This is a genomic window from Priestia sp. YIM B13551 (assembly GCF_042787905.1).
Classification (GTDB): domain Bacteria; phylum Bacillota; class Bacilli; order Bacillales; family Bacillaceae_H; genus Priestia.
This window is the reverse complement of the sequence record NZ_JBHZOX010000001.1, coordinates 626,275-645,855: the sequence shown is the minus strand read 5'-3', so window position 1 is coordinate 645,855 and position 19,581 is coordinate 626,275. Positions and strand designations below refer to the sequence as shown.

The window sequence follows — 19,581 nt, the reverse complement described above, 5'->3', positions numbered from 1 at the left end:
CAGTACCTCCTTGTCTTAGTGTTGTTTTTCTTTTACGCTAGAAAGAAATGATTTATTGCGCAGACCTGTTCGGCGAATATAAGCTTCTACCGTAACGTCTACATCTAATTTTGGAAAGTAAACGTCATCCCATTCTGATTTGAGTTTTTCCCACTGATTGGGGCGCGTGCGTTCCAGCGCTTCTCCAAATCCAAAGATATCAACTTTGTCTGTCTGAGCTTGTTTAATAGCCGTTTGTAATTCTTTTTTTATTTCTTTACCTGCAGCTTTTTCCATTTTTTTGATTACAGCAGGTTGACGTGTATCAACAGGGACCTCCACTTCTCCAAGATCGCCTTCTACACGAGTATGAACGGACGCATAAGGTTTTCCTTTTATCACTTTTACAGATACATTCGTTTTTTGACGAACTGTTTGATAGGCAAGCGCTTCTTTTTTTCCTTTCCAATCTACATTAATATCGGTTCCTTGTATTTTATCAAGGATCCAAACACTGCCTCTGGCTGGACTATTGTACAACCAGTCGATTAACTTTCCATTTTTAAAAACAGCAATGCCAGAAGCACGAAGGGTAGCTTCTGGTGCGCTTTGCTGGAGATTATCTAATTTTTCTGCTTGTTGAGGATTTCCAACTAAACGAAAACCCGATACTAGCGCTTCTCCTCCGGGAGATTCGAGAGATCTCATCACTTCTTGAAAGGAAACCTTTAGGTTTTCTCCCCATTTTCTTTGAGTGAACTCCAGCGTTTTCATAATTTTGTTTGCTGGAATTTTATCGACAGGCGTTAGTGCTTTTACCAAATCAGCAGCACTTGATTGGTTTGCGATTACTAAGGAAGTCGTAATTCGAAACTCAGGATCGCGATCAATAGAATCAATAAGAATGTTAATTCCTTCTTCACGCGCTAGTTTTTCTCCGATCACGACTAAGTTGGTATGGGCATAATAAAGTCTTCGGGAAATTCTAGCTGAAGCGCGTCTGCTTGCTTCAACTAAATTATCACCGGAAGCGGAATAGATCGTAACAGGCGGACTTTGAGTACCGCCGCCCCCTTGTAAGCCAGCTACATTTCCCGGGTTAATAATTTGAAAGGTAAGCTCATACCGCCCGTCTTTCGTTTTATCAATGCCCATTGCCGATACAAATGCAAGGTCCGTTAACTCTTTTTTACTCCAGCAGCTAGTAAGCAATACCATCATTATGGTCATTACCAGTAAAAATAAACTTTTACGTTTCATTTTGATCATCTTCTTCCATTTCCTGATTAATCATGCCTCTTGAAGAAGGAGGCTCAGGCTTTTGATGTTTGCTTTGACGAACTTTGTTATCACTAATTAATTTAGGTCTTCTTCTCATCGTCCACCAAGGTAACCGAAGCAATGTATCTTCATTGCTTACAGGAATAAAGGGTGCTAATGGCGTCATGTAAGGAACACCAAATGAACGTAAGCTGCACAGGTGTCCAACCCCCATTAAAAGAATAAGGATAATGCCATAGAAACCGAATGTAGCCGCTCCTAATATAAATAAAAAACGAATTAAACGCGCTGAAATAGCCATATCGAAAGACGGTGTGGCAAAGCTAGCAATGGCTGTAATCGATACAATAATAACCATAGCTGGTGAGACGATCCCTGCTTGGACCGCTGCTTGCCCAATAACAAGAGCTCCAACGATCGATACAGCAGAGCCGATAGCTTTTGGTAAACGAATCCCTGCTTCACGCAAAATTTCAAAGGTGACTTCCATAAAAAAAGCTTCCACGAACGCGGGAAATGGAACGGATTCTCGCTGTGCCGCAAGAGCTACAATAAGCGTTGTGGGTACCATCTCTTGATGAAATGTCGTAACCGCCACATACGTAGCAGGAGCGATAAGTGAAATCATAAACATAAACACCCGCAAAAGACGAATGGACGTCGCAATATCAAAGCGTGCGTAGTAATCTTCAGCCGATTGGAAAAATTGAATGAACAACGCTGGAGCGATAAGTACAAAAGGAGTTCCATCCACAAAAATAGCAATTCTTCCTTCCAAAAGGTTACCCGCCACCACATCGGGTCTTTCTGTATTATAAATAGTTGGAAAAGGAGTGACCGTTTGATCTTCAATTAGCTGCTCAACATAACCTGATTCCAAAATACTATCAATATCAATGTTTTTTAATCGCTTTCGAATTTCTTTTACAACTTTATCGTTTGCGATGCCATGAATATACATAAGAGTGACATCCGTTTTAGTTACCCGGCCAATCTTCATCGACTCTAGCCATAAGTCGGGTGTTTTAATAATTCGGCGCACCATAGCTAAGTTTGTGCCAATAGACTCAGTGAAGGCACCTTTTGGTCCTCGCACTACCATTTGGGTAGTAGATTCTGCAATGGCACGCTTTTCACCGCCTTGTGTACTCACGCTGAGTACGCGGTTTATGCCGTCGACAATAAGAAGGCTGTCACCTGACATTAAAGAAGAAAGTAAATCATTCCAGTTGTCTGCAAACGATACGTTACCCATTGTTACGATGTCTTCGGAAATTAACTCTAATGCATTTTGATCGTTTAGGTCGTTTTTTTGATTATCTTTCATAAGAGACTGCAGTAAGTAATCTTGAATAGCCTGATTATCTACAATCCCTTCTATGTAGACGATAGCAGCAGCCAAGCTGTTATTGACGCCTATTTTAAAATGACGAATCACAATATCTGAGCTGTTTCCAGTTTTCTCTTTAATGAGGGTAAGGTTTTCAGACAGCAGATTCTTAAGAGAAGACACTGTTTGTTCGTTGTTTGTTTGATCTGCCTGAGGTTGGAGTTTATTTTTAGATTTTTGATTTTTAAAGAACGAAGGCATAAATGAAAGCACCCTTACTATAGTTTTTATTAATTTGACCAAAAACCGTATAATTATGTAATTTTTAACAAAATATCTTTTGCATGACGGTAAATAAAAATGACGACCCTATGAGGTAAGTAATGATTAGGTGAGGAGAGAAAATGATGAAAATTATTGGAGTTAGCCTGCTGCTATTTGGATCTGTGATCGCTCTTTCTGTAGGAATTGATCTTTTTCAAGGAACAAACGTACTGCAGGCACTATACAATGCTTTAAGCCCGTTTCGTGTAATGGAAGTGGCCGAATTATTTGTCCTTTTTTCTCTTTTGTTTTTCTTTTTCGCAGAGTCACTTTATCTTGTTTTAAAGAAGCGTCAACAAAAGCAATAGTAACTTGGTGCAAAGAGGTTTTTATATCTTCACTATCGAAACAAGCGTATAGAAAGATAGCTTTGAGATAGGGGAGAACCACATGAACATTGAGACTAAAAGATTACTAATACGCAAATTTAAATATGAAGATTGGCAAGATGTCTACGCATATACATCTGATGCTAATGTCATGAAGTATATACCAGAAGGTGTTTTTAGTAAGACTGATGCGAAGAAATTTTTAAATGAAAATATGAAAGAAAATGTTAAAAATTTTCCAGTTGTATTAAAAAACAAAAAAATTCTAATTGGTCATATCGTCTTTTTTAACTATTTTGGCAACCATACTTATGAAATTGGCTGGGTATTTAATTCTCTCTATCATCAGAAAGGATATGCTTCAGAAGCGGCAAAAGCAATAGTGGACTATGGCTTTAACACAATGAAACTGCATCGGATTATTGCTACTTGTCAACCTGAGAATACGTCTTCTTATCGTGTTATGGAGAAGATCGGGATGAGAAGAGAAGGGTATTTTAAAAAATGTATTCCAACTGAAAAAGGATGGTGGGATGAATATTATTACGCGATTTTAAAGGAAGAGTGGAAATGAGCTTTACTTTTACGGAATTGCATTTTCCGAGTTATAAAGACGAAAACAAGCCCAATTTTAAAAAAATGAGCAGAACAGCAAACCAAAACGTCTAGGCAGACATACAATAACCTATCCATGAGAAACACCCCATGTTTGAACCTTCTTTGTTTTAGCAACAGAAAATTACGTTGAAAGGGAGTGCTTGTATGTCTAATGCTGGATGTGGATTTGGTTCTGGTTTCGCTTTATTAGTTGTATTATTTATTCTATTAGTAATTATCGGATGTAGTTGTTATAGCGGTGGTTACGGTGGCGGCTACGGCTGCTAATTATATCACTGAATAGCCTAAAGAAATTTCTTTAGGCTTTTTTGTGTTTTAAAAGCCCGTTAGTTTCTAAGAAAATTACTTACTCATTAGCAGCTATGATGAACGGTTGAACAATTAAAAGACCCTATCACGAGTGATATCTGCTATACTTTTAATACGGATAATAACGCTTACATTTATGGGATAGCAAACAAAAAAGAGAGGGCATAAGGTGAACTTTCCTATTTCAAAAAGTATTACAACTAAATATCTTCTTTTATTTACGGTTATTTTAATTGTACCGGGCATCATCATTTATTACATCATTACGGGCTATGCAAGCAAAATTATTAAAGAAGATGTAAAGGTTCAAAACATTGCAAGTAAAGATATTATAGCTAAAAGGCTGAATTCAGAAATTGAGCATGTAGCTTCGCAGCTGCAGCTTATTGCAGGAGAGGGGCTAGAGTCAGATCTTAACATAAATAGAATGTATAACCGAGCTAAACAAGCAAATTCACAAAGTTCAGTTATTCATTCCATTTACTATATCAATGAACAAAAACGCGTAAAGTTTGAAACACCTTTTGCTTCAAGTCAAAACAATTTAATGTATCATCACCCTAATTTTACCCAGGTGTATTGGACACATACGTACGCTTTATCGGATCTTATTCAAAATTATCGTCATCAAAAAGTAGTAACCATTTCTGTACCCGTTCTTACTAATGATAAAGAATTTAAAGGAATTATTGTTGCAGAACTAAGCCGGGATTATTTATCAGAGGTGTTAAAAAGCGTCAGCCTGTCACGAGGACACTTCGGTTTTTTAACGGATCGCAAAGGAAATGTCATCGCATCTACAAGCGATAAGCAGCTTAACAAGAAGTTTTCAGTAGACAAAATACCAAACGTTTCTGGCTATACTCAAATAAATCATAATGGACAAGAGAGTTTAGCAGCTTATCAAACGAACCAAGAAGGCTGGAACTTGGTTTACGGTGTACCGACTAACGTAGCCTTTTCACCTTTACATAAATTATCTCTTTTACTGCGCGTTAGTTTTATTAGTATATTGCTGCTTGCTTTATTTTTTATATGGTTAGGCATCAAAAATATTTTACAGCCAATTGTAAAGCTTACAAGCTATGCAAAAACGTACCGGAATTCTCAAACGTTCGTGCCATTAAATAAAGAAGCGCCGGCAAGGGATGATGAGTTGAGTATATTGACACGTACAATTATTGAAATGGGAAACAGCAATTACGAAAAACAAAAAATGCTTGAGCAAAGTGAGAGATACCTTCACGATGTATTAGAGGGAATTCCTTATGGAATTATTACAATTGACCCGAAGAGTAAAATTACATACGTGAATCAGCAGTTTGAAAGAATGGTTGCTTTTCAGCGTCAGGACATGATTGGTGTTAACTTAGAAGATTTACCAATAAAATCTGAAAGCGTAGATTTTATTTTGCTTCACACATTGGCATCTGGGAAAGACATGGAAGAGATAGAAAGCTATATTCTCGATTCAGACGGCAGAAAAAGAATTGTTAAAGTTACGACATCTACTTTTTATACCGACACAAGTGAAGTGATGGGGATTATCGCGGTTATGCAAGATATTACCGAAATAAAGCAGTTACAGCTAAGGCTGCAGCAAAGTGATAAGCTAGCGTCTATTGGACAAATTACGGCAGGAATTGCCCACGAAATAAAGAATCCTCTAGCCATTTTATCGGGATCAGCTGAACTTTTGCTAGATGAAGCGGAAGAAAGCGCCTGCTCAGAAGAAGTAAAAGAGCTTGCTGCGGACGTATTCATCGTTGTAAACCGTCTCAAAGAGATCACAAATAATTTTCTTAATTTTGCAAACATGAGTCAAAAGGAAAAGAAAGAAGTGTCACTTGTACAAGTGTTAGAAGAAGTGTTTCATTTACTGCGTTTAAAGTGTAATGAAGCAAACATTAGCATTGTAAAAGACTTTGAAGAAAAATGTTTGATTGCAGGGGTCTATGATCAATTGATTCAAGTATTTTTAAACATTGTCTTAAACGCAATGGAAGCAATGGATGAGGGCGGGTATATTATCGCTTCCATTCAAACTATGAATAAGAACGAAGAATATGTGGTTGTTTATATAGAAGATACTGGTTCAGGCATTAACAAGCAGGACTTAGAGTGGCTGTTTAATCCCTTTTACTCCACGAAAGAAACAGGTTCAGGACTAGGGTTAACGATTGCAAGAGATATTGTAAAAGAACATGGAGGAGAATTATTTATTGAAAGTATAGAAGGCAAAGGGACAACCATTACATGCCGTTTTCCCAAACAGAAAAATACAAAAGGAGGCTAAAAAACATGGAGAATAAGTGCAGTGTGTTAATGATTGATGATGAACAGAACCTTTGTAAGCTGGTAGCCAAAAAGCTTCAGAAATCTGGTTTTCATACGCACGCGGCATATACCGGAGAAAAAGGAATCCAAATGGCTAAAACGCTGGATATAGATGTCGTGATACTAGATTATATGCTTCCGGATATGACGGGGATCGATGTATTAAAGAAGTTAAAAGAGGTAACGCAATCAAAAGTAATCATGCTTACTGCATACGGGAATGTTGAGAGCGCTGTGCAATCTATGAAAATAGGGGCTGCTGATTATTTGAATAAGCCTATTGAACTTGAAGAACTAAAAAATATTATTGCTTCGCTATGTACGGGCAAGCAATCGGATGCGGTGATGGAAAAAGATAAAGACAAAGACTTTATTTCAAAAAGCCCAGCAATGAACAAGTTAGTTGAAATGGTGGAGTACGTAAAAGATACAGACGCCAGCATTTTAATTCTAGGTGAAAGCGGAGTAGGTAAAACCGCGATGGCTAAATGGATACACGAGCAGAGTCATCGAAAAAATAATCCTTTTGTCGCTATCAACTGCGCAGCCATACCGGAAGCCCTTCTTGAAAGTGAGCTGTTTGGCTACAGAAAAGGAGCTTTTACAGGGGCTGCTTCTTCTCAAAAAGGTAAGTTTTCTGCTGCGGATGGCGGTACCATCTTCTTAGACGAAATTGGAGAAATTTCGTTAAGCATGCAGGCAAAGCTATTGCATGTGATCGAGGAAAAAAAAGTAATGCAGCTCGGAAGCAACGAGTATGAATCCTTGGACGTCCGAATTATTTCAGCTACAAATAAACCGCTTCAACAATTAGTAGAACAAAAGAAATTTCGGGAAGATTTATACTATCGATTAAATTTAATGGAGGTCACCATTCCTCCTCTAAGGCACCGAAAAGAAGACATTGAACCGCTCATTCATCATCACATTATAAAGTTAAATACAAAATACAATAAGACGCTTGCTGTTTCAAACGCGGCACTTCAACAGCTAATTTCTTATGATTGGCCGGGAAATATTCGTGAGCTGTTAAACGCGATTGAAAGAGTTCATATTTTAAAACGGCATGGAACAATTGAGCTCTCCGATTTAACGTATCTTTTTAATAAGCAAGGGTCTCATTCATATAAGAATCAGCCGATAAAAGCAAAACAAACAAATTTATCACATGCATTAGGTGAAGTAGAAGAAGAAATGATTAAAAACGCTCTTGAAGAAATGAAAGGCAATCAAACGAAAGCAGCTCAAAAACTAGGAATTGCTCGTCATACGTTAATTTATAAAATGAAAAAAATGGGTCTTAAATTTTAGAAAAAGGATATGAAAGAAATGACCTATCGTAAAATATTCGGCTTACTAGTACTGTGTTTTACAGTCCTGGGAGCATGTCAGCAGCCCAGTACTACCCCTCTTAGAGAAGAAAAGAAGCCTCTCGATTCTGTTAGTATTACAGTTGGGTCGAAATCCATGACCGAGCAATATCTACTAATGAAAATGACCGCGCTTCTATTAAAAGAACAAGGAGCTACTGTGAATGAAAGACGCTTTTTAGACAGCAATTCTATTCGAAAAGCAAGCTTGGCGGGCTATGTTGATATGTACTGGGAATATACGAGTACGGCAAGAATTGTGCATCAAAACCAAGAGCCGGTCTATAATGAAAAAAAGTTGTATCAGCTGGTGAAAGAAACGGATGAGAAAAAACACTTAACGTGGCTGCATCCTAGCCATTTTAACAGCAGCTGGGGAGTTTTAGTTAACCGATCTTTTGCAAAGGATCATCATTTAAACTCTGTTTCTGACTTGATTTCCTACATAAAAAAGCAAAATAAAAAAGTGAAAATAGCTACAAACAATGAATTTCTAAAAAGAAAAGACGGCTTGTCGCAATTAGCTAATAACTATGAGTTAAAGTCCGTTTCAACTGAAATCATTGGAATCGATTCAGAAATTATTCCTTTAGCAGTGAAAGAAGGCAGAGTAGACGTAGGGATTGGAATGATATCTGATAGTCGAATTCAAGCATACGGCCTTGTGTTACTAAAGGAAGATCAATCTCTTTTTCCGCCTTATTATGCGGCTCCGGTAGTAAAACAATCGTTAGCAAGCCGTTATCCGTCTGTCGTTTCCACTTTAAATGAACTATCAAGTAAACTAACGAATAGAAAGATGGTAGAGCTGAATTATCAAGTTGATATTTTACACAAAGACGTATCAGATGTTGCCTATAAATTTTTACTAGAAAATCACTTGCTTACTCCTTGATAGATACAAAACATTAAAAGCTGCACATTGTGCAGCTTTTTTTATTGTAGAGTGTAGAAAATTTCTACAGTAAATTGTGTGAATTTTCTACAATTTATTTTTTGTTTTCTATTAAGTAGCGATTACATCAGCCATTTGAACTTGGCACGCATCTTGCAATAGATATAAGTGAAAGTAAAAATGCTGAAACGTAAGGAGATTAGTATTCAATGAAAATTACGGGAATAGAGATCAAACATTATTTACTGCCTTTAAATCCGCCTTTTAAAGCAGCTTGGGACCCTGAGCCCCGCAAAAAGTTTGCTTCTACCGTTGTCTATGTACATACGGATGAAGGAATAACGGGAGTCGGATCAGGAGATTTAATGATGGGGCTTGAAGGACATGAACATTTGTTTATCGGTCAAGATCCTTTTGCCATTGAACGACATGCACAAGTGATTCAAAATATAGATTTTCACTATGGCAGATGCTGGCCGCTTGATTTAGCTCTATGGGATTTGATGGGTAAAGCAACAAAACAGCCCGTCTATAAATTGCTTGGAGCCCGATCTAACAAGCTTCTCGCTTATGCTTCAACGGGAGAAATCGTGACTCCTGAAGAACGTGCGGAGCGTGCGATTCGATTTGTAGAGCAAGGTTTCAAGGCTATGAAAATTCGTTTTCATCACAAAGATGTAAAAGACGATATTCAAGTAGTGGAAGCGGTCAGAAAAGCCGTTGGTGACAAGCTAGAGATTATGGTTGACGCAAATCAAGGATGGAAAATGCCGTGGGACGTTGAACGGACGTGGGACTTAAAAATGGCCTATCAAGTAGCTAAAGAACTTGAAGAACTGAAAGTGTTTTGGCTTGAAGAACCTCTGCCTTCTCATCAGTTTGAACTGATGGCAAAACTTCGAGATCGAGTAGGTATTCGAATCGCAGGGGGAGAGATGAACCGTCATATGCATGACTTTAGAGAGTTAAACAAAATAAATGGATTAGACGTTTATCAGCCGGATGTAGCATTATCAGGAGGAATTACGCAAACGAAAAAAGTTGCGGATCTTGTTCAAGGAAGCGGCGCTTGGTTCAGCCCGCATACATGGACAAACGGCATTGGTTTACTGGCAAATTTACACCTAGCAGCGGCGGTCAGTCACTGTCCATATTTGGAATTTCCTTATGATCCTCCAGCATGGTCTAACGAACGGAGAGATTATATTCAGCAAAACCCGCTTATGATCGACAAAGATGGTTATTTAGTAGCGCCAGAAAAGCCGGGTTTAGGCATCGATCTTGATGAAGAAGCTTTAAAACAGTACGAAATTAATCATTTCTACGTAGGTGAAAAAAATACAGTTTCTATTTAACTGTTATAAAGGGTGAACACAAAGTGAAGAAATATAGTGCTTATATAAATGGAGAATTTGTTCAAGGCAGCAATCAAATGAATATCACGTACCCAGGAACGGGTGAAGTCGTAGCCCAAGTCTCTTCCTGCAGTATAGAAGAAACAGAGCACGCTGTTTATTGCGCTAAACAAGCTTTTAAAGAGTGGAAGCTTCGTCCTTCATATGACCGAGCTGAACAAATTAAAAAATTTTTAACGAACATGAAAACAGAAGAACATATTGAACACATCGGAACAGCTATTACACAGGAAATGGGAAAACCTTTAAATGCAGCGAAATCAGAGGTGTTTTACGGAGCAGAGCTTGGCCAATACCAAACTCAGTGGGCAAGACGCATTGAAGGTCACGTAGTAGACAGCGATAACGTAAAGGAGAAGATTATTTCTTATAAAGAGCCTCTTGGCGTAGTCGTGGTAATTGTACCTTGGAATTTTCCGATTTATGTGCTGATGAGAAAAATCGTACCGGCGCTTGTCGCAGGTAATACGGTTGTGGTCAAGCCGAGCGTAAAATCTTCTTTATCTGCTTTAGCATTAGCGGAGTGCATTCATCAATCCGGCTTTCCAAAAGGTGTTATTAATATTGTGACAGGTATGGATGACATTGTGGGAGAAACGTTAACCTCATCTCCTGATGTAAACATGGTGACATTTACGGGAAGTACTAAAGTAGGAAAAGGTATTATGGAAAAATGTTCTCGTCATATGATTCGTACATCACTTGAATTAGGCGGAAAAGCACCTGCTATTGTAATGGAAGATGCGGATATTGATTTAGCGGTCGAAGCAATCAAGGGAGGCAGGTTAGCTAACTCCGGTCAAGTCTGCAATAACACTGAGCGTGTGTACGTTCATAAAAGTGTAAAAGAAGCGTTTACTACTAAACTATTGAAAGCGTTTCAAAATGTAGAAGTAAAAGATGGTTTGGCTAATCCAGATGCAGAAATGAGCTGTCTCATTAACAAATCTGAAGCGAACCGCGTTCATCGAATGGTACTTGAGGCCGTAGAAGAAGGAGCCGCTGTATTATGCGGAGGATATTTGCTAGAGGAATTAGGAGGAAGCTTTTATCCGCCAACGCTATTAGATCAGTGTACGCAACAAATGAATATCGTGCAAAAAGAAGTGTTTGGACCCGTTCTTCCCATTATTTCGTTTGAATCACTTGAAGAAGCAATTAATCTAGCGAACGATTCTGAATATGGATTAACCGCTAATGTATATACATCCAGCTATCGCTATGTGATGGAGCTAACTACGCAGCTAGAATGCGGTGAAGTATACGTCAACCGCCAGCAGGGCGAAGCATATCAAGGCTATCACTCCGGCTGGAAGCAATCGGGAATCGGCGGAGACGATGGCAAGCATGGATTTGAAGAATTTTTACAGGTAAAAACAGTTTATATGAAATTTTAATTTTAAAAAGCAGGTGAGCACAGGTGGGGAAAACGCGTGTGGAAGAAGATAGTTTTGGAAAAGTTGAGCTCCCAGCAGAGGTTTTGTATGGCATTCACACGGCCAGGACAATTGAGAATTTATCATTTTCTAATAAAAGATTGCATGAATATCCGGACTACGTGCATGCACTGTTAACCGTAAAAAAAGCAGCTGCCTTAACAAACGTAGAAGCTGGAGTAATTCCAAAAGAAATAGGAGACTCCATATCAAATGCATGTGACCAATTGCAAAGCACCGCTTATCAACATCATTTTTTGATTGATGTGCTGCACGGCGGAGGCGGTATCGGGACGAATATGAATGTGAATGAAGTAATAGCAGGCTGGATAAACCAGCAGTGCCCACCTCATCTTCCCATTCATCCTATTGAACATGTAAATGCATCTCAATCAACTTCTGATGTGTGTCATACCGCTATCCGAATTGCGATTATTAAAAGCTATCATTATTTAGAAAAAGAAATGGAGCATCTTCATTCTATTCTTCAAAAAAAGATTGAAGAGTTCCAGCCTGTGGTGACAATCGCAAGGACTTGCTTGCAAGATGCGATGAGTATTTCGCTTAGTGATATATTCAGCGGATATGAAGCGGTTCTTTCACGGCGTACGCACTATTTAAAAAGAGCTGTAGAAGACCTGCACGCTGTTAATCTTGGAGGTACGGTTATTGGTTCTGGGATAGGAGCATCAGAGATATACCGAAGTAAAGTCGTTCAGCAGTTGGCTCGCCTATCTGGCATGCAGCTTTACCACCGCCCCAATTTATTTGATGCGGCACAAAATATTGATGATCTTGCTAATGTTTCGAACGAATTAAAACAGCTGGCTACATCTTTTATAAAGTTTGCTAAAGATTTAAGACTGCTGTCTTCCGGACCAGAAGCTGGCTTTGGCGAAATTCAGTTGCCGTCTATTCAAGCAGGTTCCTCATTTTTCCCGGGCAAAGTCAATCCCGTCGTACCTGAAACGTTGATTCAATGCTGTTTTCAAGTGTTAGGATATGACAGAACCGTTCAAGCTGCCCTTGAACATGGAGAATTGAATTTAAATGTATTTGAAGGAGCTGCTGGAATTAATATTTTAGATAGCATTCAGTTTTTAACAAGAGCTGTAAGGAATTTTGCGACTTTTTGTGTGCAAGATTTATCAGCCAATTCAGAGCGCTGTCACCAGCTTTCTCAATCGTTTATTCCGCTTGTTGTGGAAATGAAAGAAAAACATGGCTACAGCCGTGTTGCAGATAGTTTAAAAAAGACAGGCTATGAAGGATTCAAAAAATGGAGGGAACGTGAATATGACAAAACTAAATGAAAAAACCTTATTTAAAGGAATGGAACAACCTGCATTGTTGTGGGCGAAAGAGTGGCTGAAAGAGCCTAAAAAACTCTATATCAACGGCAATTGGAAAGAGAGTTCAAGCGGCGAACTAATCGATTCTATTAACCCTGCAAACGGAGAAATTAATGGCCAAATTCAAAGTGCAGCAAAACAAGATATCGATGAAGCAGTAGCTTCAGCTAGACACGCGTTTGACCACGGTCCTTGGCCAAGCGTTACAAGAAAAGAACGCGCGCGAATTTTAAGAGAAATAAGCAGCTTAATTAAAAAACATCAAGCAGAACTCGCAACATTGGAGTCTCTTGATAACGGCAAGCTTTATACAGAATCGTACAATGATGATGTACAAGAAGCATCGGATTTATTTGAGTATTACGCTGGCTGGACGGATAAATATTATGGTGAAAACAATCCGGTGGAAGGAGATTTTGTGAGTTATACAACGCGCGATCCGATCGGCGTATGCGGTCAAATTGTACCATTTAACTTTCCAATCGACATGGCCGCATGGAAACTAGCGCCGGCTCTAGCGATGGGCAACACCGTTATTTTAAAGCCGTCTAGCACCACATCTTTTTCTGCGATTCGTTTAGTGGAAATTATCGATGAAGCAAACATCTTACCGCTAGGTGTCTTAAATTTAATTTTAGGAAAAGGATCGATCGGTTCTCATATCAGCCGTCATATGGGAGTTGATAAAGTATCTTTTACCGGAAGCACAGGAGTAGGCAAACAGTTGGTTCATGATTCTGCGGACTCTAATTTAAAGCCTGTGACCCTTGAGCTTGGAGGGAAATCACCAAATATCATCTTTAGCGATGCACCCGATTTGGATGCTGCGATTGAACGTTCTTTTTACGGCTTGTTTACACATAAAGGAGAAAAATGCTCAGCGCCTACTCGCTTGTTAGTACAGCGTGACATTTACGAGCAGGTAGTTGATAAGTTAATAGATTATGCAAATAGCTACAAGTGCGGCAGTCCTTTTGATCCTGATTCAGATCAAGGCGCCCAAGTCTCTGAATCTCATATGCAGTCAATCTTACACTATATCGAGAGCGGTATACGTGAAGGAGCTACGCTAGCAGCAGGCGGAGAGCGCGATATGAGTGGAGATAATAAGCACGGGTATTTTATCCGTCCTACTATTTTTGCAGATGTTGATAATAAAATGACCATTGCACAAGAAGAAATTTTTGGTCCTGTACTGTGTGTAATTCCGTTTGATACAGAAGATGAAGCGGTGCAAATTGCGAATGATACGATTTATGGTTTAGCAGCTGGACTCTGGACAAAAGATGTGTCAAGAGCCAATCGTGTAGCCAAAAAGCTAGAAGCAGGCATGGTTTTTATCAATAAATACGGCTGCTATGATTTTGCTAGCCCATTTGGAGGATGGAAACAAAGCGGATGGGGGAAAGAATATGCGATTCATTCTCTTCAATCTTACACAAAAATAAAAGCAATATGGATGGCTTATTAAATTAAAAAGCTGGAGGAAAGCATGATGAAGATGAAAGCAGCGGTCATGACGGGCGTTAATGCGCCTCTTGAAATTTTAGCGGTGGATTTAGCAGCACCAAAAGCCAATGAAGTGCTTGTGAAAATAGAAGCAACGGGCGTGTGCCACAGTGATTTAAATGCTTTAGAAGACCCTTCAACACCAACGCCTACTATTTTAGGTCACGAAGGTGCAGGTATTGTAACGGCAGTCGGTTTGAATGTGAAAACGGTAAAAGTAGGAGATAAAGTAGCGCTTAGCTGGGTTCCTTACTGCGGCACGTGTGAGTTTTGTGTGACAGGAGCCGTACATCTGTGTGATTCGGCTTTTGGTCCGATGTTTAACGGAACGCTGTTAGACGGTACCTCTCGATTAAGTAAAGATGGAGAGCTGGTTTTTCATAACTCGCTGCTTTCCACTTTTGCTGAATACGCGGTAGTGCCGGAAATGTCTTGCATTAAACTTCCGGATGAGATGCCGATGGCTCAAGCCTCTTTAATTGGCTGCGGTGTAGCGACTGGATACGGAGCAGCTGTGAACGCCGCAAAAGTTACGCCGGGATCGACCGTAGCCGTCTTTGGCATCGGAGGTGTAGGAGTTAATGCTATTCAAGGGGCTCGGATTGCGGGAGCAAGCAAAATTATTGCATGCGATGTCAAACCAGCTAATTTGGAACTTGCTAAAACATTCGGGGCTACTCATACGATAAATGTCGCTTCAGAAGAAGCAAGCGAAGCTTTAAAAGCTTTAACAGAAGGACATGGCGTCCATTTTGCGATTGACTGCTCCGGTCATACAAAAGCTACTGAAACTGCTTGGAAAGGAACGAGAAAAGGAGGAACGGTAGTTGTGGTAGGAGCTTTTAACCAATCCATGTCTATTAATTTACCAGGCGGAGGCTTTCATCGTGTCGGCAAAGTGTTAAAAGGAAGCTTTTACGGAGACACGCAGCCGTTTCGTGATTTTCCTAAAATTGCTCAGCTTTATTTAGACGGAAAATTTATGTTAGACGAACTGATTCTTGGACGCATGCAGCTTGACGATATTAACGAAGCTTTTCAATCATTTCATGATTGTAATTGTGTAAACGTAGGCCGGTCAGTAATTGAATTTCCATCAATTGCATCCCAAGACTCGTTAGAAAACGGAGATGAATTTGACATTGTTTCATAATATAAATGAGCTAAGAGAGGGGAAAAACAATGAATTCGGTATTTGAATTTACCACAAAAACAAGCATAGCATATGGACTAGACCGGGTTTTGCAAATTGGAAAAGATGTTGAAGCAGTGAGCGGTGAAAAAAGAGCCGTGTTAGTGACGGACCCAGGGGTAATCAAAGTTGGTTTAGCAGACATTGTATTGAAAGCGCTTCAAAATGAAGGTGTAGAGACGTTTGTTTTTCATGATGTGAAAAGTGATCCTACGGCCGCTTCTATTGATGCTGCTGCACAGCTTATTCGTGAACAGCAGATAAAGTGCGTCATTGGTCTTGGAGGCGGTTCAGCTATGGACGTGGCTAAAATGGCTGCGCTAGTTGCAGGTGATCAGTATGAAACGATGCATTATGCTTTAATGGCCAATTCTTTTGCGAAAAAGAAAGTGAAAACCATTATGCTTCCAACTACTTCAGGCACAGGGGCGGAAGTCACAAGCACGGTTGTCTTCTCTACTCATAATCAAGTCAAAGTATGGGCATGGGATCAAGATATGGCTCCGGAACTAGCCATATTAGAACCACGATTTACCGTGAAACTGCCGGATTTCTTGACAGCTGCCACTACGTTAGATGCGCTTGTGCATGCAATTGAAGCATGCACAGGCAAGCGTACGAATCCTTTTATTCAAGCGCTGAGCCTTCAAGCGATTTCATTAGTAAGCCAAAACCTAGAAACGACTCTGCAGCAGCCTGAAAATTTAGAGGCAAGAGGAAAACTAGCAATAGCAGCAACGCTTGCAGGAATGGCAATCGAACAAGGAGGAACGGGGCTTGCACACTGCATAGGACATGCTCTGGGAACAGTTGGGAAAATTCATCATGGCCGCGCGGTTTCAATTGCCTTGCACGCTGTGTACGACTGGAATATTGAAGGTGCAGTGGAACTGTATGCAGAGGTAGCAAGAGCTTTGGGAGTAAAAAAATCATTTTCTACGAAGGAGGAGCTTGCTTATGCAGGTGCAGAAGAATTTAAGCGTCTGGTATCTGTAAGTGGATTAAACCTTGCGGTTGGAGAGGGGCATGAACCGTCTATGAACGTCTCTGACTTTGTGGACATTATGCTTTCAGTTGAAAATGAACCGATGAGAGTAAATAATGCCCGTTTTGCCAGTGAAGATGATTTACAGCAGTTTGCAAATACAATTCTTTGTGTTACTAATCAAAGAAGTAGCGTTAAGCAGTGACGGAAGTTAGGAAATAAGCAAACGCAGCTAAGTTAGACAATTAAAGATAGGAGGAAAAATCGTGAAGAGTATCCGGCATATCGTATTTTGGCCGCCATTTCTATTATTACTCGGTGCAGTAATATTAAGTCTTACAAACAGAGAGGCGTTCATTAACCTTACGACACAAGCAAATAATTGGGTTATTGCTAATCTAGGATGGGTATTTAGCGTAAGCGGTCTTCTTATGGTGATTGCGTGTGTAGCGGTATATTTTTCACCGTTAGGAAATGTGAAAATCGGGGGCCCACAAGCAAAGCCGCTTTTGAATTTTAAAAATTGGTTTGCTATTACTCTTACTACAACAATTGCTTCAGGGTTAACGTTTTGGGGGATTGTAGAGCCGGTTTATCATGTCTCGGCTCCTCCAACTTCACTTGGGATTGAACCAAACAGCCCTCAAGCAGCTATTTTTGCAATGTCTACTATGTATCTTCACTGGACAATTACGCCTTATGCTATTTACTGTGTTCCTATTATTGTTTTTGCGTTTACCTACTACAATATGAGAAAGCCGTATAGTTTAGCTTCCACTTTGGCTCCTGTGTTAGGCAGTAAGCTAAATGGAAAAGGCGGACAAATTCTGGATGCAGTTTGTTTATATACTCTAGCTTTAGGGATGGCCGCTTCAATGGGAACGAGCACGTTAAGTTTAGCTGGAGGAATGAATAGTTTATTTGGTATTAAAAGTACGCCTTTAGTATGGGGGATTATTACGATTGTAGCGACAGCTATTTTTATTGCCTCAGCTTCGAGCGGGTTAACAAAAGGCATTCGTATTTTATCAAGTATTAACGTGAAAGCCTTTTACGCAATTGCCATCTTTTTATTTATTGCAGGTCCTACTTCTTATGTACTGAACTTAGGTACAGAATCATTTGGTAACTATTTAACTCACTTTTTTGAAAAAAGTTTGTTTACAGGGGGAGCCTCAGGAGATACATGGCCCCAAGGATGGACTACATTTTATTGGGCAAACTGGTTCTCTTGGGCAGCTATTACCGCTTTATTTTTAGGAAGAATTGCGTACGGATACACCGTTAAAAAGGTTATTTTAGTGAATTTTGTTTTGCCTGCTATATTCGGAGGAATCTGGATGACTATCTTTGGAGGTACTTCTATTCATATGCAAATGAACGGAGGAACACTTTCGAAGATAATGGATAGCAACGGAACGGAAGCAGTTCTCTACGCGGTTTTTGAAGCACTACCGTTTGCAAAAATTATTATTCCATTTTACTTATTTATTGTATTTTTATCCTTTGTTTCCGGAGCAGATGCTAATACTGCGGCAATGGGCGGCATCAGTTCAGCGGGTATTTCTCCTGAAAGTCCAGAGCCTAAACTATGGATTAAAGTAGTGTGGGGGATAACCGTTAGTTTTATTTCTTGGTCCATGATTAGTTTTGCAAAGATTGATGGTATTAAAATGCTTTCGAACTTGGGCGGTGTTCCTGCACTGCTTTTAGGACTAGGTATCTTGTATGCATTGTTTAAAATTGCTAAAAATCCTGCAAAATATGATCGGACATCGGATATAGATAGAAAGGTTAATAATCAAGAAGCTGATGAAACAAAAGCCGTATAAATAAAAGCAAGGAGAGCTTACTCCTTGCTTTTTTATGTTTTAATCAGCGGGTTCATTATGAACATGTGATTCAGCTTTTTTTTCTTTCAACAATGGGTCATTAGAAGCCCAAGGTACGCGGCGAGGCTTGTATTCAATCGCATCGGTAGAATAAACGGCTACGCTTACGACTCCGCCGTGCACCTGCGCTCGAATCAACAAAGGATCACTATACGTATTTTTAAAATGAAAGTCAGGTCCATACCAGCTCACGGTAGCATCTCGCCCAGGAGGTACGTAGGAAACACTGCGGCTATGTGAGTAACGCTGCGTAATTGTTACGCCAGCGTTATCGACGGCGTTAAATAAGGTAGAAGAAACTTGGCAAATTCCTCCTCCAACTCCTTCAGAATACTCTCCTTTTACAATGATTGGCGCACGCATATACCCTTTGGCTGCCGTTCTTTTTCCGACGGTTTGATTAAACGAGAAAACTTCCCCAGGAAATATGACGCTGCTGTCTAGTGATTCAGCCGCAAGGGAAATATTGTGAGAACGATTTTTATTATGAGGGTTAAATAACGTATGATAATGACCGATTTGCTTAATTCGAATCGTTGCAAGCAGCTCCTTATCCACGCGAGGCGGAACAGGAAGCGTCGGGATTTCTAATGTTGACGTACCGCCGTTAAAAAAATAAGTATAAAATTTCTTCGCAAAATCTTTATGATATAGTTTGACACCCGCTTGCTCAGGAACAATTTGTCCGCTTTTATCAATGCGGGCATTTATGGGCTCTCTATATGTTTTTTTATCCAATTCTTTTAGAAGAAGATTGTATCGATCATGATCAACCATAGGTACAGGAAGAAGAGGCACGGCCACTTTGTCCCGTTCAATCCGTTCAATTGGGTTACCGTCATGAGTAATAGATAGGTGGTCTTGTGTAGAAAGAGGTTGAATGAGCATTAAAAGTCCAACCATCCAAGTGAAATTCATATCATATACCTCGCTTTCACCTGTTAGTATGAATAAAATGAACCGTTTAATGTATAAGATTCACAAGCTCTTTTTTGTATTATTTTCCATGAGCTTAGCGTGTAAAAATT

16 protein-coding genes are annotated in these 19,581 nt (G+C 39.6%); 13 read left to right on the top strand and 3 right to left on the bottom strand.

Annotation, left to right across the window (positions count from 1 at the left end):
* Positions 1 to 15 precede the first annotated feature (15 nt).
* Entirely contained in the window at positions 16 to 1,239 is a 1,224-nt protein-coding gene (locus ACFX4N_RS03330; RefSeq protein WP_192100445.1) for a Ger(x)C family spore germination protein, read from the bottom strand.
* Positions 1,229 to 2,851, bottom strand: coding sequence for a spore germination protein (locus ACFX4N_RS03325; RefSeq protein ID WP_063671512.1), 1,623 nt, complete (start codon positions 2,849 to 2,851; stop codon positions 1,229 to 1,231). Before ACFX4N_RS03325 ends, ACFX4N_RS03330 begins: the two co-directional genes overlap by 11 nt.
* A 146-nt stretch (positions 2,852 to 2,997) precedes the next feature.
* Here ACFX4N_RS03325 and ACFX4N_RS03320 point away from each other — a divergent pair, with 146 nt between their 5' ends.
* The 13 genes from ACFX4N_RS03320 to ACFX4N_RS03260 all read left to right on the top strand — a co-directional run bounded on the left by ACFX4N_RS03320 (position 2,998) and on the right by ACFX4N_RS03260 (position 18,493).
* The gene (locus ACFX4N_RS03320) at positions 2,998 to 3,222 is read left to right on the top strand and encodes a YczF family membrane protein (protein ID WP_029321624.1); all 225 of its coding nucleotides are present in this window, start codon (positions 2,998 to 3,000) and stop codon (positions 3,220 to 3,222) included.
* Between the two features lie 82 nt (positions 3,223 to 3,304).
* Positions 3,305 to 3,817, top strand: coding sequence for a GNAT family N-acetyltransferase (locus tag ACFX4N_RS03315; RefSeq protein WP_013056947.1), 513 nt, complete (start codon positions 3,305 to 3,307; stop codon positions 3,815 to 3,817).
* Between the two features lie 188 nt (positions 3,818 to 4,005).
* The gene (locus ACFX4N_RS03310) at positions 4,006 to 4,128 is read left to right on the top strand and encodes a YjcZ family sporulation protein (RefSeq protein WP_013056948.1); all 123 of its coding nucleotides are present in this window, start codon (positions 4,006 to 4,008) and stop codon (positions 4,126 to 4,128) included.
* Between the two features lie 211 nt (positions 4,129 to 4,339).
* Positions 4,340 to 6,466: a sensor histidine kinase gene (locus tag ACFX4N_RS03305; RefSeq protein WP_192100444.1), complete on the top strand. Its 2,127-nt coding sequence runs from the start codon at positions 4,340 to 4,342 to the stop codon at positions 6,464 to 6,466.
* A gap of 5 nt (positions 6,467 to 6,471) precedes the next feature.
* Positions 6,472 to 7,818 (top strand): sigma-54-dependent transcriptional regulator, encoded by a 1,347-nt coding sequence (locus ACFX4N_RS03300; protein ID WP_192100443.1) that lies wholly within the window; start codon positions 6,472 to 6,474, stop codon positions 7,816 to 7,818.
* A gap of 18 nt (positions 7,819 to 7,836) precedes the next feature.
* Positions 7,837 to 8,772 carry an ABC transporter substrate-binding protein gene (locus ACFX4N_RS03295; RefSeq protein WP_057273128.1) on the top strand — a complete coding sequence of 312 codons (936 nt, stop codon included), beginning with the start codon at positions 7,837 to 7,839 and terminating at the stop codon, positions 8,770 to 8,772.
* Positions 8,773 to 8,981: 209 nt separating this feature from the next.
* Positions 8,982 to 10,127 carry a mandelate racemase/muconate lactonizing enzyme family protein gene (locus tag ACFX4N_RS03290; protein WP_192100442.1) on the top strand — a complete coding sequence of 382 codons (1,146 nt, stop codon included), beginning with the start codon at positions 8,982 to 8,984 and terminating at the stop codon, positions 10,125 to 10,127.
* A 23-nt stretch (positions 10,128 to 10,150) separates the two neighbouring features.
* Entirely contained in the window at positions 10,151 to 11,584 is a 1,434-nt protein-coding gene (gene aldA / locus ACFX4N_RS03285; RefSeq protein WP_235567296.1) for an aldehyde dehydrogenase, read from the top strand.
* 23 nt (positions 11,585 to 11,607) lie between these two features.
* Positions 11,608 to 12,936 (top strand): lyase family protein, encoded by a 1,329-nt coding sequence (locus tag ACFX4N_RS03280; RefSeq protein WP_192100441.1) that lies wholly within the window; start codon positions 11,608 to 11,610, stop codon positions 12,934 to 12,936.
* The gene (locus ACFX4N_RS03275; protein WP_192100440.1) at positions 12,920 to 14,446 is read left to right on the top strand and encodes an aldehyde dehydrogenase family protein; all 1,527 of its coding nucleotides are present in this window, start codon (positions 12,920 to 12,922) and stop codon (positions 14,444 to 14,446) included. Before ACFX4N_RS03280 ends, ACFX4N_RS03275 begins: the two co-directional genes overlap by 17 nt.
* A 24-nt stretch (positions 14,447 to 14,470) precedes the next feature.
* A complete protein-coding gene (locus ACFX4N_RS03270; RefSeq protein WP_057273131.1) occupies positions 14,471 to 15,637 on the top strand; it encodes a Zn-dependent alcohol dehydrogenase in 1,167 nt (388 codons plus the stop codon).
* A 29-nt stretch (positions 15,638 to 15,666) separates the two neighbouring features.
* Positions 15,667 to 16,866 (top strand): iron-containing alcohol dehydrogenase, encoded by a 1,200-nt coding sequence (locus ACFX4N_RS03265; RefSeq protein WP_328142795.1) that lies wholly within the window; start codon positions 15,667 to 15,669, stop codon positions 16,864 to 16,866.
* Positions 16,867 to 16,927: 61 nt separating this feature from the next.
* On the top strand, positions 16,928 to 18,493 hold the full coding sequence (locus ACFX4N_RS03260; protein WP_057273133.1) for a BCCT family transporter: 1,566 nt from the start codon (positions 16,928 to 16,930) through the stop codon (positions 18,491 to 18,493).
* Between the two features lie 39 nt (positions 18,494 to 18,532).
* Here ACFX4N_RS03260 and ACFX4N_RS03255 read toward each other — a convergent pair whose 3' ends face one another.
* Entirely contained in the window at positions 18,533 to 19,471 is a 939-nt protein-coding gene (locus tag ACFX4N_RS03255; protein WP_057273134.1) for a VanW family protein, read from the bottom strand.
* Positions 19,472 to 19,581: the final 110 nt, after the last annotated feature.

Coding starts and splice junctions, on each gene's coding strand:
- ACFX4N_RS03330 (WP_192100445.1), bottom strand. CDS start 1,239: ATGAAACGTAAAAGTTTATTTTTACTGGTAATGACCATAATGATGGTA.
- ACFX4N_RS03325 (WP_063671512.1), bottom strand. CDS start 2,851: ATGCCTTCGTTCTTTAAAAATCAAAAATCTAAAAATAAACTCCAACCT.
- ACFX4N_RS03320 (WP_029321624.1), top strand. CDS start 2,998: ATGAAAATTATTGGAGTTAGCCTGCTGCTATTTGGATCTGTGATCGCT.
- ACFX4N_RS03315 (WP_013056947.1), top strand. CDS start 3,305: ATGAACATTGAGACTAAAAGATTACTAATACGCAAATTTAAATATGAA.
- ACFX4N_RS03310 (WP_013056948.1), top strand. CDS start 4,006: ATGTCTAATGCTGGATGTGGATTTGGTTCTGGTTTCGCTTTATTAGTT.
- ACFX4N_RS03300 (WP_192100443.1), top strand. CDS start 6,472: ATGGAGAATAAGTGCAGTGTGTTAATGATTGATGATGAACAGAACCTT.
- ACFX4N_RS03295 (WP_057273128.1), top strand. CDS start 7,837: ATGACCTATCGTAAAATATTCGGCTTACTAGTACTGTGTTTTACAGTC.
- ACFX4N_RS03290 (WP_192100442.1), top strand. CDS start 8,982: ATGAAAATTACGGGAATAGAGATCAAACATTATTTACTGCCTTTAAAT.
- ACFX4N_RS03275 (WP_192100440.1), top strand. CDS start 12,920: ATGACAAAACTAAATGAAAAAACCTTATTTAAAGGAATGGAACAACCT.
- ACFX4N_RS03270 (WP_057273131.1), top strand. CDS start 14,471: ATGAAGATGAAAGCAGCGGTCATGACGGGCGTTAATGCGCCTCTTGAA.
- ACFX4N_RS03265 (WP_328142795.1), top strand. CDS start 15,667: ATGAATTCGGTATTTGAATTTACCACAAAAACAAGCATAGCATATGGA.
- ACFX4N_RS03255 (WP_057273134.1), bottom strand. CDS start 19,471: ATGAATTTCACTTGGATGGTTGGACTTTTAATGCTCATTCAACCTCTT.